The 14,029-nt window shown below is 32.3% G+C and carries 11 protein-coding genes; 6 read left to right on the forward strand and 5 right to left on the reverse strand.

The window, feature by feature from the left end; genetic code table 11:
• Nucleotides 1-20 precede the first annotated feature (20 nt).
• Nucleotides 21-3,098, forward strand: coding sequence for a fibrinogen-like YCDxxxxGGGW domain-containing protein (locus ACM55H_RS13050; RefSeq protein WP_416836900.1), 3,078 nt, complete (start codon nt 21-23; stop codon nt 3,096-3,098).
• A 101-nt stretch (nt 3,099-3,199) separates the two neighbouring features.
• On the opposite strand, the gene ACM55H_RS13055 is transcribed toward ACM55H_RS13050, so the two are convergent.
• Entirely contained in the window at nt 3,200-3,985 is a 786-nt protein-coding gene (locus ACM55H_RS13055) for an anti-sigma factor (protein WP_416836901.1), read from the reverse strand.
• Entirely contained in the window at nt 3,985-4,515 is a 531-nt protein-coding gene (locus ACM55H_RS13060) for an RNA polymerase sigma factor (protein WP_039107274.1), read from the reverse strand. Before ACM55H_RS13060 ends, ACM55H_RS13055 begins: the two co-directional genes overlap by 1 nt.
• A 230-nt stretch (nt 4,516-4,745) precedes the next feature.
• Between ACM55H_RS13060 and ACM55H_RS13065 the strand changes: the two genes are divergently transcribed.
• From ACM55H_RS13065 to ACM55H_RS13085, 5 genes are all read left to right on the forward strand, one after another.
• On the forward strand, nt 4,746-5,396 hold the full coding sequence (locus ACM55H_RS13065; protein ID WP_416836902.1) for a DUF4331 family protein: 651 nt from the start codon (nt 4,746-4,748) through the stop codon (nt 5,394-5,396).
• Between the two features lie 26 nt (nt 5,397-5,422).
• The gene (locus ACM55H_RS13070; protein WP_416836903.1) at nt 5,423-5,974 is read left to right on the forward strand and encodes a DUF4331 family protein; all 552 of its coding nucleotides are present in this window, start codon (nt 5,423-5,425) and stop codon (nt 5,972-5,974) included.
• Nucleotides 5,975-6,063: 89 nt separating this feature from the next.
• Complete coding sequence (locus tag ACM55H_RS13075) at nt 6,064-7,359, forward strand: tetratricopeptide repeat protein (RefSeq protein ID WP_416836904.1); 1,296 nt, start codon at nt 6,064-6,066, stop codon at nt 7,357-7,359.
• Nucleotides 7,360-7,367: 8 nt separating this feature from the next.
• On the forward strand, nt 7,368-9,581 hold the full coding sequence (locus ACM55H_RS13080) for a TonB-dependent receptor (RefSeq protein WP_416836905.1): 2,214 nt from the start codon (nt 7,368-7,370) through the stop codon (nt 9,579-9,581).
• 230 nt (nt 9,582-9,811) lie between these two features.
• On the forward strand, nt 9,812-10,399 hold the full coding sequence (locus ACM55H_RS13085; protein WP_416836906.1) for a glutathione peroxidase: 588 nt from the start codon (nt 9,812-9,814) through the stop codon (nt 10,397-10,399).
• A 77-nt stretch (nt 10,400-10,476) separates the two neighbouring features.
• Here ACM55H_RS13085 and ACM55H_RS13090 read toward each other — a convergent pair whose 3' ends face one another.
• From ACM55H_RS13090 to ACM55H_RS13100, 3 genes are all read right to left on the reverse strand, one after another.
• Nucleotides 10,477-11,490 carry a tRNA dihydrouridine synthase gene (locus ACM55H_RS13090; RefSeq protein ID WP_416836907.1) on the reverse strand — a complete coding sequence of 338 codons (1,014 nt, stop codon included), beginning with the start codon at nt 11,488-11,490 and terminating at the stop codon, nt 10,477-10,479.
• A 93-nt stretch (nt 11,491-11,583) separates the two neighbouring features.
• Nucleotides 11,584-11,796: a hypothetical protein gene (locus tag ACM55H_RS13095; protein ID WP_416836908.1), complete on the reverse strand. Its 213-nt coding sequence runs from the start codon at nt 11,794-11,796 to the stop codon at nt 11,584-11,586.
• Between the two features lie 401 nt (nt 11,797-12,197).
• A complete protein-coding gene (locus ACM55H_RS13100; protein WP_416836909.1) occupies nt 12,198-13,448 on the reverse strand; it encodes a hypothetical protein in 1,251 nt (416 codons plus the stop codon).
• Between the last annotated feature and the right edge of the window lie 581 nt (nt 13,449-14,029).

Consider the following 14,029-nt stretch of genomic DNA (forward strand, 5'->3'; position numbering starts at 1 on the left):
ACTTCTAAAACAGTTATACCATGAAGTTTTATAAAAAAATAGTTTTCTTTTTTTTGATTTTTGCCGCTTTTCAAGGGTATGCTCAAAATACTTTGGATGTTTTAGGCTTAGACAATACTACACCAGCTGCTGTTGCCTATAGTTTACGAAAATTAAGTACCTCATATGTTGGCTATGCCATACAAGTGCGTCGCAGTAGCGATAATACCTCTCAGGATATTGGTTTTGATAGTAACGGAGATTTAGACACAAGTGCTTTACTGGCATTTGTAAGTGGTGATAGTGGTTATGTAAGTATTTGGTATGACCAAAGTGGAAATGGTAGGGATTTGATTAAAATAGATTATAATCTGCAACCACAAATAGTATTTACAGGAGCTTTAAAATTAATAGGATCAAGAATAGCCATTGATTTTTTAGGAAACAAAGGATTAGTCTATACTGGTTCATTAAATTTATTTAGTATTTCTACAGTTATAAAATCAGAATCTACCAATTGGCCAAGATTTCATTCTATATTGGATGCTACTCCTAGAATAGGAGGAATACTGACTTCAGGAGGTACAAATTTTTGGCAAGATGTTTATCCTCTAGCTATCTGGAAAAATGGAGTTTCAAAAACTACTTCTGAATCTCTTTCACCAGTTGATGAGGCTATGATTCTATCTATTAGTCCTCAAACCTATAATGTAAATCAAATATTTATTGGTAATTATGATGGTGGTAGTGATGGTGGCTCTATTTTAGAAACTGAAGCTGTTGCATTCTCTTCTTTGATTTCAAATAGTAATCAACTAAATGTTGAATGTAGTCAAGGAGCTTATTATTCTATTTTAACGAGTTGTAACACAACGATTAATACGCAACCCTTGAATACTAATCATAATGAATGTATGGGAACTTCAGCAACTCCATTAACAGTTGAAGCATCCGGTATTAATTTAACATACCAATGGTATAGTAACAATATCGCTAGTAATAGTGGAGGAGTAGTAATTAGTGGCGCTAACAGTAGTTCTTTCACTCCTTCCACCACATCAGTTGGAACAACTTATTATTATGTTGAAGTATTAGGCTCATATGGAATGTCATTACTAAGTGATGTTTCTGGTGCTATTAGTGTAGATAGCATGCCTTCGGTTAGTATTTCTCCATCCACAGCTACTATAAATTCTGGAGATTCTATTACGCTTACCGCTTCAGGAGGCAGTACTTATTTTTGGGGTTTTAACAACGCTACGCCTTTAGACAATGTGTCGAATTATAAATTAGCAGTAGGATTACGACTTTTAAGATCTGCTTATTCTGGCGCAGCTATTCGTTTGAGAAGAGCTGATGATAATGTGGAAGCTGATTTTGGATTTTCAGGAACAAATTTAAATACTGTAGGCATAAATACTTGGCTAAATGGATCCGCTGGTTATTGTGTTAAACTGTATGATCAATCCGGTAATGGAAATGATATGATTCCATCATCATATGGTGCACAACCATTATATGTTTACAATGGTTTGAATAATAGACCTATTTTAAGATTTAACACAAGTCAAAACATAAAAAACAATGTGAATTTTTCTCCTCCTTACACCGTTATTTATGCTGGAAAACAAACAGGTCCTAATAGAGGCAGAGTTTTAAATGCCAATAATAACTGGTTACTGGGATGGTGGGGAGGTAATAAAAGTCAGGCTCATTTTGATGGTTGGGTTTCACAACCAGGAGGAATCCCTGCCGATAGCAATCCATATGTTTACACTGGAACTGGAAACGGGAGTGAATCAACAATTTTTGAAAATGGGATTTCTAAAACTGTAAATACAAATGGAGGACCTACTGGGCCAAACGGGTTGAGAATTAATGATAGTGAATCTTCAGATGCAGATGTTGCAGAGATTTTTGTTTTTAATTCAGTACTATCAACTAACGATAGATTAGCTGTCGAGAAAAGTTCTGGTTCTTATTACGGAATTTATGGGGAAGAGCCTTTAGGGAATTCTGCATCAATTATAGTATCTCCAACAGAAACAACTACATATGCACTAACGGGTTATTCATCAAATGGAGGTTGTTTTGTATCTGATAATGTAACAGTAACAGTACTGAAAAACCCAAATTTAAATAATTTTAATGCGCAAATAAAAACCTATTTTGATGGTTCTTACACAATTACACCACCAAGTAGTGTTAGTGCAGGCGCTATTACATATAGCAGTAGTAATACTGCTGTAGCAACAATCAGTGGTACAACTGTAACTATAACAGGAGCAGGAACTACTACGATTACTGCTACTCAGGAAGGTAATGCTACTCATTATGGTGGTTCTATAAGTGCGACTTTGACCGTAAACAGTGTTTCTGTTTTAACAAAAAACGGGCAAGTTTCTACCACTGATTTTAATTACATCAATAAAAATGGTGCATTGGCATCAAGCAATTCATTAACTATTAATGGAAAAAAAATAGCAACCAAATCTAACGATGGATTATCAGCAGCATCAGCAGGTGCAAGTGCATTACAAATTAAAGCTGATTTTCCGGGTGCTACAGATGGATTGTATTGGATAACAAATCCGAGCATTAATGGAGGAACTCCTTTTCAAATTTATGCTGATATGACAACTGATGGAGGCGGCTGGACGCTGATATTGTGCAATAATAATAGTTCAGGATGGGATGGAAGTAATGCTATTTTAAGAAATGAAACGACTCCAACTATTAATGGACAATATTCCATAATTGCTTATGCAGATTATCTTAAAAAGAGTCCTAGTGGTTTTCAATATATGATAGATGCAACCAATAGAGGACATTGGGGTGGAATTTGGACTGCTAATCAAGCCTATAGTTTTGTAAATAGGAATAACACTCAAACTGATATTACAATAAATACAATGTTTGATTCTTGGTCTTATCAAGGAAGTGGAGTTGAACAAATAATGCCTTGGTATGCACCGGGATCCTGCGGAGCAATTACAACAAGTAACGATGCAAATGGTGATTGGTGGGGAACTTTAGTATCAGTTTGTGGTTGGAATCCTGTACCTTGGATGGCTTCTTGGAATCAACAACCTGGAATTATATGGTACTGGGTACGATAATTTTTTTGACTTAAATAAGTTAATTAATAAAGATTTAGGTATAAAAAAAGGTTCAACCATAAAGTTGAACCTTTTTTATTTGTATCAAGAAGAAGTACTATTTATACTTTTCCTAACGTATATAATTGTTCCATTGTAGGCGTTAAACTTCCGCCTTTAGGTTCGAGTGTAATACCAAAAGCTTCTGCATCAGTTGCATTGTCTACAGCAAACATTTTTTGATTGTTAACCTTGAAATTTTCTAATAGTCCAATGCTTGTAGGAGTCAACGGGTTCAATTTTAATGCCCACACCTGATACACCATTCCTTCTGGTGGTTCCGGTAATCCTGCGGCATCTACATAAACCACTTTGGTTTCTTTATTCCAATATACTTTCGCAGAGGATTGTGGAGCAACCGCTTGTCCGCCAAGAGCTACAACGGTATTGTTAACATCTCTTACAACTGCTAAATTGGTTTCGCTTGCTTTGTTTTTTAATTGTAAAGCATTCAAATCTTTTTCCATTTTTGCTTTTTCCACTTCGGCGTTTACTACCTGAGTATTGGTTTGATCCAACTGATTGTATTGGTAACCAATGCCTACTAATAATAGAATTGCTGCAGCCCAACCAATGTATTGTGACCAATTTCTTGTTGGTTCCAATTCGATTACTTTAGCATGTTTAAGTTCTAGTTTGGATTTTATTTTCTCATAATTCGCCACAGAATGAAACGGTGAAAAGCTCGAAGATAAAGCTACAATTGCTTTCTCTATTGCAATAATTTCTTCGTTTATTTCTGGATTATTTTTTGCCATGGCGTTCACTTCTTCATTTTCGGTTTCAGTGAGTAAACCATAAACGTAGAGTTCTAAAATCCCTGATTCTATATATTCTTTTGCTTCCATTATACTTTCAAATAATTTCTTAAATCATTAATACAGTTTCGATTGTGAGTTTTAACGGTTCCCAAAGGAATTTCCAATTCCTCCGAAGCTTCTTGTTGAGTATACCCTTTAAAAAACAGTAAATCTATTATTTGAATACATTTGGGTTTTAGCTTTTTTACAAACTCTTGTATCCCAATGCTGTCAATTTTATTGACCAGTTTGTTACTGTCGTCAAATAGATGTACGAAATTATCTGAAGAAAGGTTTTTTTGACTGTTATTAAAATTTTTTGAACGTAGTTTATCGATAGACGTATTTCGGGCAATATTTAGAATCCAAGTATAGAAACGTCCTTTGCTTTCATGGTAGGAATCAATATTTTTCCAGATTTTGACAAATACATCCTGAAGCACATCTTCGGCTTCTTCTCTATTTTTTACAAGAACATTGATTACTGCAAACAAACTTTTTGAATACATATCATAAAGATGTGTGAACGCCTTTTCATCTTTCTTATAAATTAATACTAATAATTCATCTTGAGTCATATATTTTTATTTTGCTTTTACAAACTTATACATTCTTATTTACAATTGGCAAATTTTATGAATAGCTACTTTAAAATAAATTCAAAATAAAAATAATTGTATTTTATTTAAGTAATTAAATTACTGTAAATCAGTGTTTTAATGTATTTATTGTTTTTTTTTTATGATTTTTAAAACCAAAGCGAATACAATCCCGTAAATGCTTCTATAACCTTTTAATTTTAAACAAAATGAAAAAAACAAAAATGATATTAGGTCTATCGCTAGTTGCGGTTTCGGGCTTAATTTTAGTAGCTGCTGACCACGTTGATGCTCCAGCAGTAACAGGTAATGCAGCAGATATTACTGATGTATACACTTTTCAGGGACAAGACACAAACAATCTTGCATTTGCAGTAAACACACAAGGATTGTTAAGTCCTAATGCTACAGCTGCAGCGACATTTAATGAAAATGTTATGATTGAAATCAATATTGATAACACAGGTGACAATGTTGAAGATTTAGTTATTCAAGCCATCAAAAGAGATGACAAGATGTATTTCTTTGGTCCTTATGCTCCTACGGCTACTGGAACTTCAAGCACTATTAAAAAAGAAGCTGCTTCAGGAAGTGTAACAATTTCTACTTATGGTTCAACTCCTTTAATAGCAGAGAAAAACGGAATGAAATTTTTCGCAGGACCAAGAGATGATCCTTTCTTTTTTGACTTAGGTCAATTCAAAGCAATCCTTGCCGGAACTGCTTCTGGATTCAAAAACCCAGGTACAGATACTTTTGCAGGTACAAATGTACTTTCATTAGTAGTTGAAGTTCCAAAAGCAATGTTAGGTACTTCAAGTACATTAAATGTATGGGCAGAAACTAAGAAAAAACAATAACTAATTTTATTTTAAAACATAAAGACATGAAATCTAATAAATTCAAATTAATAGCTGTAGCAGTAGTTTGTGCAGTTGTTTCAGTAAATTGTGATAATAATGATTCGACAACAGATCCTGCAGCAAGTCTTGATTTTTCAGGAAGTTTTGTGCAGCAAGATCAAATGGCCAGACCGGCAATAAACACTGTATTTATTGCGGCGGGAGCACCAAAAGATGAATTCAATGCAGCTATTCCATCAATGATGGGCGCTAAATACCAACCTATTTTTCAATCTAGATTGTTAGCTTTAAATTCAGGCTACACTGTAAATGCTTTAGGGCAAACTGCACCTCAATTAACAGGTCTTCTTTCTACTGATGTTTTAAATGTATCAAAAACTGCAAAAACAACTTTCTTTGATGGAACGAATGTTCTTACAGGTAGAGCTTTGGCAGATGATGTTATTGATGTGGAATTATTATTAATTTTTGGAGGACCAATGGGAACTTCAAATGCAGCACTTACTTCTGATCACGTAGATGCAAATGATAAAGCATTTGGGACTTCTTTCCCTTATTTGGCAACAGCCTGGTAATATTTTTATAAAAAAAACAGAGTTCGATATTTTTAATTTCAACTCTGTTTTTTTTCTTTTCAAAAACAAACAAACAAACAAAACAGATTATGAAAACTTTAAAAATAATTCCATTATTGGTTTTTACAATCCTATCTCTTTTTAGTTGCGAGAAAAAACCAAGTCAAATTACCAATACTTCAGATTATGATAAATATCTGAATGTAAAAGGGAATAAATCATTGACTTTTGCAAATAACGAAATTGATTTCTGGCAAAAAAAATTCGATGCAGCTCCTAATCAAATTAGTTATTTAAGCATGATAGCATCTAATTATGCGACTCTTTTTGAATATACCGGCGATATTAAAAACCTATATAAAACAGAAGAACTGTTAACAAAATCGAATGAAGCTTATGATTATTCAAGAGTTTCTACCATTCGATCTTTGGCAAGAAATTATATTGCGCAACACCGTTTTAAAGAAGCGTTAGTATTGGCAAATAAAGCTTTTTCGATAGGAGAAGGCTTGAAAGAAACACAAAAATTACTCTTTGATGTTCAAATGGAATTAGGGAATTTTCCTGAAGCCGTACGAAATTTGAATGCCATGAGAGATATGAAAGATTATGATTATCTCATTCGTTTGGCAAAATGGAATGATCACAAAGGCGAGTTGAAAACGGCTATAACTTTTATGGAAAAAGCCAGAGATATTGCAGAGAAAGAAGACAATAAAGTACTTAAAATATGGTCGTATTCTAACTTAGGTGATTTTTATGGTCATGCGGGAAGAATCCAAGAATCATACGATAGCTATTTAAAAACATTGGCAATAGATCCTAATTATTCTTATGCTTTGAAAGGTATTGCTTGGATTGTTTTTTCTCATGAACGAAATACAGTCGAAGCAAAAAGAATTGTTGAAGCGATTGAAGTGACGCACAATACACCTGATTTTTATTTGTTGAAATCTCAAATAGCCCAATTTGAAGGAAATAAAAAAGCAGAAATCAGCAATAGAAATGCCTACTTCTCTATGTTGCAAAAAAATAATTATGGTGCGATGTATAACAAATACAACGTTTTAATTTATGCGGATGATAAACAAACGGCTTCAAAAGCATTAGAAATTGCAAAAATTGAAATTGATCACAGACCAACTCCTGATTCCTATGATTTATTGGCATGGTCGTATTTGAATTTAGGTGAAAACAAAAAAGCATTAGAAATTGCTCAAAAACATGTAGTTGGACAATCATTTGAACCTAAAGTGCAATACCACTTGGCAATGATTTATAAATCGAATAAAGAAGCTGATAAAGTGTTGTCTATCAAGAAAGAATTGCTTTCTAGTGTATATGAATTAGGACCAAATTTGGAGAAAAAGGTAAATCAATTATAAATTTCCAAATGAAGAATTTTTTTATAATCCTGATAACTCTTTTGGGTTTGACTACGTATGCCCAGATTCAAAAAGGAATAGTAGTTGATAGCGATGGAAATCCTGTAGAAAATGCGTATATCAATAATACAAACTCAGAAAGTCATGCGCATACTAATGAATTTGGGATGTTCAGTATTGATAAAACGGTTACAGGAAATGTTTTGAAAGTAAATGCGCTTGGGTTTAAAAAAATGAATTACACATTTTCTGGTTCTGAACTTAGAATTGTTTTAGACGATGATATTTTTAGACTGAATGAGATTGTAATTCAAGCAAAACTTTCGGCAATGAATGTGATTTCGAAAATTGATTTGCAAACAACTCCTGTAAATTCTTCACAAGAAATTTTACGAAAAGTACCTGGTTTATTCATCGGGCAACATGCAGGTGGTGGAAAGGCAGAGCAACTATTTTTGAGAGGTTTTGATATTGATCATGGAACTGATATTGCCATTTCAGTAGATGGAATGCCGGTAAATATGGTTTCTCATGCGCACGGTCAAGGCTACGCCGATTTACATTTTGTGATTCCGGAAACAGTGGAAAAAATAGATTTTGGAAAAGGAACGTATTATGCTAGCAAAGGGGATTTTGCTACGGCAGGATACGTTACTTTCCAAACTAAAGATAAAATTGAAAAAAGCAGTATTGGTCTCGAAGTAGGACAGTTCAATACGCTAAGAGCAATAGGATTATTTAATCTTTTGGGAAACCAAAAAACACAAAGTGCTTACATTGCAACGGAATATATCCTGACAGATGGTCCATTCGATTCCCCCCAAAATTTTAATAGGATCAATCTGTTGGGTAAATATTCAGCCATTTTAGCCGATAACAGTAAGTTTTCTGTTTCAGCCTCTCGTTTTTCTAGTCGTTGGGATGCTTCTGGTCAAATACCACAACGATTGGTTGATAACGGAACAATATCAAGATTTGGTTCAGTGGATGATACAGAAGGAGGAAGCACATCAAGAACAAATGTAAATGCATCTTTGAGTAAACCAATTGACGAAAATACATTCGTAAAAGCCAATGCATTTTATTCAAAATATGATTTCGAATTGTATTCTAACTTTACTTTTTTCCTTGAAGATCCTATTAATGGCGATCAAATTAGGCAGAAAGAAAATAGAACAATTTATGGCATGAATGCTGAATTGAATAAGAAAACGAAGCTTAATGATGTAAATGTATTGATGCAGTATGGAATAGGTTTTCGTGCAGATGCTACAAAGGATACGGAGCTTTCACATACATTAAATAGAAGGACTACTTTGCAGCAAATTAAATTAGGGGATATTGATGAGTCTAATTTATTCTCGTATGTGAATTCAGAATTCAGTTTTGGAAAATTAATGATTAATCCTGCTGTTCGATTGGATTATTTTAAATTTAATTACCGAGATAAATTGACTACTGATTATAACACACAGTCGGAATCTAAAGTGAAAATTTCGCCAAAACTGAATTTTATTTATTCGCAAAATAACAATTTGCAGTTTTATGTAAAATCAGGAATAGGATTTCATTCGAATGATACTCGTGTTGTAGTTCAAAATAGTGGAAAACAAATTTTGCCCACTGCGATAGGAACAGATATTGGTACCATTTGGAAACCATTTCCAAAACTAATTGTCAATTCGGCTTTATGGTATTTGTATCTGGAACAAGAATTTGTTTATGTAGGTGATGCTGGAATTATAGAACCAAGCGGAAAATCAAAACGCATGGGATTTGATTTAGGATTGCGGTATCAACTGAATGATTGGTTTTATTTGGATACAGATGCTAATTATACCTATGCCAGAAGTATTGATGAGCCAAAAGGACAAGATTACATTCCGTTAGCACCTGATTTTACTTCTACGGGAGGTTTAAGTTTTCAGAATCTAAATGGTTTTTCGGGAGGAATTCATTATCGCTATTTAAAAAGCCGTCCAGCAAACGAAGATAATTCAATAGTTGCCAAAGGCTATTTTGTTTCTGATTTCAACATCAATTACAAACTTAAAAATATTTCATTCGGAATAGCAGTTGATAATTTGTTTAACACCAAATGGAATGAAACCCAGTTTGCAACTGAATCAAGATTAAAAAATGAGCCAACAAGTGTAGAAGAAATACATTTTACACCAGGAACACCTTTCTTTATGAAAGGGAAAATTACCTATACGTTTTAGCTTACTATAATGAAGATTAGTTTGTTTTGTTTGGAAGCCTGGTATTTTGTTTGATATCAGGCTTCTTTTTATTTAACTTGTGTTTAACCAAAATAAATTTTTAAGCAACAATTAATTGTTATAATTTTATAAAAAATATAATTTCAAAATCAGCATAATTGAAATACGGTAAAATACTGATATTAATATGCAAATTCCATATTCAAATAAAAAACAAATATTATCTATTTATGAAAAACCTATTATTCTTAACATGTGCTATCATGTTTCTTTTTAGTTGTCAAAACCAGGCACAAACTAAAAAAACAAAATTAAATAAAAGTAATACTACTATGGCCAAGGAAACTATTTATCAATTTAAAGTAGAAGATTTATCAGGAAAGATTTTTGATTTTGCTTCCTTGAAAGGTAAAAAAGTAATGATTGTGAATACCGCTTCAAAATGTGGTTTGACTCCTCAATACAAAGATCTTGAAGCTATCTATAAAGAATACAAGGATAAAGGTTTTGTTATTGTAGGCTTTCCAGCCAATAATTTTGCTTCACAAGAACCAGGAACTAATGAAGAAATTGCTACTTTTTGCCAATTGAATTATGGTGTGACTTTTCCTATGATGGACAAAGTTTCAGTAAAAGGAGACGATATGTGTGCAGTATATCAGTTTTTGACTCAAAAATCAAAAAACGGTTTACAAGATTCACAAGTTGAATGGAATTTTCAAAAATACTTAATCAATGAAAAAGGAGAATTAGAAAAAGTGATTTCTCCAAAAACGTTACCAACAGATGCTTCAATCGTAGATTGGATTAAAGCATAGTTAAGTTATAAATGTAAATAAAAAGCGATTTTCAGTTTCCTGAAAATCGCTTTTTTTATTCTAGAAACTGTTAGAAATTAAATTTTCTCATTTTTAAAAATTGCTGCAACAGCCGCTTCATAATTTCTAATACTCTGCGCTTTTTTTATTTGTTTCAATACTTTATGTGGATTTGAAAACGTAGTAGAAAAGTATTCCCATAAATGATACATCTTCAGTAAAATATGGGCTGAACCAGATAACGACTCACTGTATATAGCATATAAAGTGTCGTGAAAAGCACTGAATAATTCCATTTTGTTTGCAGGATATTCCATAGTATTGCTTTTTATCATACTTGGTAAAAAAGGGTCGGAAATTAATCCTCGACCTATCATCCAGTGGTCTATTGAGGGAAAGCGTTGCTGCATTTCATGAAATTTAGCTACGGAAGTGATATCACCATTGTAATACAGTTTGTGCTTAGTGTTATCAACACATAGCTGAAATGCATCCAGATTTACGCCACCTTTATACAATTGTTTCCCAATGCGTGCATGTATGGCAATATTTTTAATTGGATACGTATCCAAGATGGGTAAAACATCAAGAATTTCTTGACTATTTTCATAACCCAAGCGCATCTTCATAGATACAATAATGTCAGATTCAGAATGTGCTCTGTGAAGAATGTTATTAATTTTCTCGGGATTGCTGATAAGACCAGAACCCATACCCGATTTGTTTGCGATTTGAGACAATGCGGACTGCTTTTGTCCAGCAATATTCGGTGGATTCTTTGGTCTAGCAACCATTGGGTAGGGGCATCCTAAATTCCAGTTTAGCTCTTTATAGCCTAATGACTGTACGTATTTAGCAACAAATAAAAATTCATCTGCATCGTTGGTTAGTACTTGTGGTATTACTTCTAATCCTTCATTATTTTCAGGAAGCAAATCACGGTGATAGGAATTTTTTATTTCAAGTTTTCCGTTCAAACGGATATATGGAGAATAAAAAGTATCGATTCCACCGAAAAATTTATTTTGAGCATTTCTAAAACGAAAATCGGTAAATCCTTGTAAGGGTGAGGAAAGCAGGGTAAAACTCATAATTATTTCTAAAGGTGCAAAGGTAAGTGATTATTTAAACTTGTTTAAGAATATCATCTTAAATAGATAATTATCTTTTATATTTATAAAACTTTATACCCCTTCATTTATAAGCATCAAAAAATCTGAAGTTAATTCAGTCGTTCTTGAATAACATTCTGAAACTACTTTAGTTTTGATATATCCAACTACAAGTAAGTTTTCTATTGCTTCTAGGATTATTTTTCTGGTAGTTCCAAGTTCTTTTGCTATGTCGCCAGCTCTTAGATTGAATAACCCAATGGAAGGAAAATCTAGTATGAGCATAAGTACTAATTTTTCAGTACTGCCAATATTTTTAAGTTTTAATAATTTTGAGTTCATTTTTTTTATCTTTTAATTTCATTATTTTAATAGTTGTAATTTTATGTAATAGCCATCTTCATTTGAATAGTCAATTTGTGAGTTGATATAGCTTCTAATTTCTTCAGTAACATCACTCATGAATTTCAGATTCCAAATTTCTTCTAGGTCTTTTTTTAATGTATCAAATCTTTTATCTGCAACATAGCTACCAAATTTATACTTACAATTGCGTATAAAATCTTTCAACACTTATTGTTGAGTTTATTATTGTTGGTACATGTTTTGTTATTAGTTCTTTATGATGTGGTGGCAATGACTGAATATTTTCAATTTGGTTTTCTATTACTGTTTTAGAATCGATTTTAAGCATCTCTGGAGAATCTTCTTTTGCTGACACTATTTAGTTTATCCTTAATTATTAAGTCTTCTTTAGAGCTGTTATTTAGTTCTGAAACTAATTCTTTAAATGGAGACCAGTTACGTTTAATGGTAGCTAGACTTTTGTTAAGCTTTTTAGTAATTTTTTCTTGGGTTATTTTACCATCACTTTGAAAATTCCAGTCCTCAATAGTATCATTGATAGATTTTTGAGTCTTATCAGTTTTTATTTTACCCATTAATACAGCGGTCATTTTTTGTTTTTCTTCTTTAGATATTTTTTTATTTGGGTTAAAGAGAATTCTTCTTTCCTTGTTCAAGTATGTCTCTAGTGTTCCTTCTTTGCGTTTTTTGATAACACCAGCAACAATTGATTGAATTTTTTCTGGGTCATATTTTTGAGTAAAATGCTTATTGATTTCGTTGGCACATGCCATTAAAAAACCAATTTCCTTAGTTGGGTTCAAAAGTGCGTATTGTGATATTACACCAAACATGGTTCTATTTCGTTGACCAACTTCAATTCTTTTTGGTATAAAAGGAATACATAGATTTTTCTTTTCATCAAATACAATATAATCACCATCAGTACCGTCAAAGTAATCATCAATATTATTGAATCTTATTTTATCTGATGGTAAAAAGGTGTCATCTACTGTTATAAGTCCTTCTCTCTTCTCTCCCTCTTGTATAGAAGTAAATGATACCTTTTTATTAATTGCTTGAAAAGTAAGTGAATATTTGTTTTCATAAAGATTAGCATCATACGTCAATACATTCTGTTGTGTAGCTTTACATGCTCCTAAATCCATTGGAATACCTAACATATTACCAATTCCATGATAAGTATCTTTGAAGTTATTAAGAGATAAACCATCAACTTTAACTAGTATTCCTAATCCCGTTTCAGAAAGTGATTTCCAACAAGCATAAATGTGTGGATTGGTCAAATCAATAGTAGTGCTGTCATCGACATCAATATATATTAAACCAGTTGGTTCAATTATTGTTTCGTTTGTTGCTTTACCTTCAAATTTAAAGTTAAATCGAAAAGTTGGAATGTTATTGCTTTTAGTCTTTTGGTAAATTGAAGATGATTTACCAAGTTTTCTGATGGCTAAAATTGTTTCTAAATTTGAGTCACCATTTTTGATTGTTGAAAAGACTTCATCAATCGTTACGTTTTTGTCTATAAATGAATTTTTTACATTTTTAAACTGGTTAATAGTTAGCATTAAAAGGTTAATATTTATTCTCTTGTTATTTTTCTTGGCTTCCTCTTGGTAAGAGAAGCTGGGAGATATGCCTATCTTTTATCCCAGCACCCAAGGCAATCATTCCTGACTACTTTTATAAATATCTGAAGATTTACCCAAATCCAATTTTTCTATCAATTAATCGATAAAAATGGGTTTCAAAAAGATAAAAACCAGATATTTTTAAATATACTAATAATTTCTGACCTTATCAAGTGTAAATTGAAAATAAAGTATGAAAAATATGTACCACTATGCACCAGACGCTCCTGTAACGACTGGGTGACCTAACTTAAAAAAAACGCTTTAATGGGCAAAAAACAACATTAATCATGAAGAGGTTCAAAAGCACTTTGGAAAAATAAGGGTATGTTAATTTTTTAATCTATAAATAGCTCATTTATTCAATAACAATATCAAAAATCACTAAATGATTTAAAAAAAAAGGTATCATTTAGTGTTATAAGTTTTTCTCTTTCCTCTTTTTTTGCTTGTATAGAAGTAGATGCTACTTTTTTATTTATTGTACCAACGTTCTAGCTTTTGAAGAGGTTTGTGAC

It is taken from the genome of Flavobacterium cryoconiti (assembly GCF_048158645.1).
GTDB lineage: Bacteria > Bacteroidota > Bacteroidia > Flavobacteriales > Flavobacteriaceae > Flavobacterium > Flavobacterium cryoconiti.

What these genes read in the sequence shown, in the direction of transcription:
- ACM55H_RS13050 (WP_416836900.1), top strand. Translation starts at nt 21, where the DNA reads ATGAAGTTTTATAAAAAAATAGTTTTCTTTTTTTTGATTTTTGCCGCT.
- ACM55H_RS13055 (WP_416836901.1), bottom strand. Translation starts at nt 3,985, where the DNA reads ATGGAAGCAAAAGAATATATAGAATCAGGGATTTTAGAACTCTACGTT.
- ACM55H_RS13060 (WP_039107274.1), bottom strand. Translation starts at nt 4,515, where the DNA reads ATGACTCAAGATGAATTATTAGTATTAATTTATAAGAAAGATGAAAAG.
- ACM55H_RS13065 (WP_416836902.1), top strand. Translation starts at nt 4,746, where the DNA reads ATGAAAAAAACAAAAATGATATTAGGTCTATCGCTAGTTGCGGTTTCG.
- ACM55H_RS13070 (WP_416836903.1), top strand. Translation starts at nt 5,423, where the DNA reads ATGAAATCTAATAAATTCAAATTAATAGCTGTAGCAGTAGTTTGTGCA.
- ACM55H_RS13075 (WP_416836904.1), top strand. Translation starts at nt 6,064, where the DNA reads ATGAAAACTTTAAAAATAATTCCATTATTGGTTTTTACAATCCTATCT.
- ACM55H_RS13080 (WP_416836905.1), top strand. Translation starts at nt 7,368, where the DNA reads ATGAAGAATTTTTTTATAATCCTGATAACTCTTTTGGGTTTGACTACG.
- ACM55H_RS13085 (WP_416836906.1), top strand. Translation starts at nt 9,812, where the DNA reads ATGAAAAACCTATTATTCTTAACATGTGCTATCATGTTTCTTTTTAGT.
- ACM55H_RS13090 (WP_416836907.1), bottom strand. Translation starts at nt 11,490, where the DNA reads ATGAGTTTTACCCTGCTTTCCTCACCCTTACAAGGATTTACCGATTTT.
- ACM55H_RS13095 (WP_416836908.1), bottom strand. Translation starts at nt 11,796, where the DNA reads ATGCTCATACTAGATTTTCCTTCCATTGGGTTATTCAATCTAAGAGCT.
- ACM55H_RS13100 (WP_416836909.1), bottom strand. Translation starts at nt 13,448, where the DNA reads ATGCTAACTATTAACCAGTTTAAAAATGTAAAAAATTCATTTATAGAC.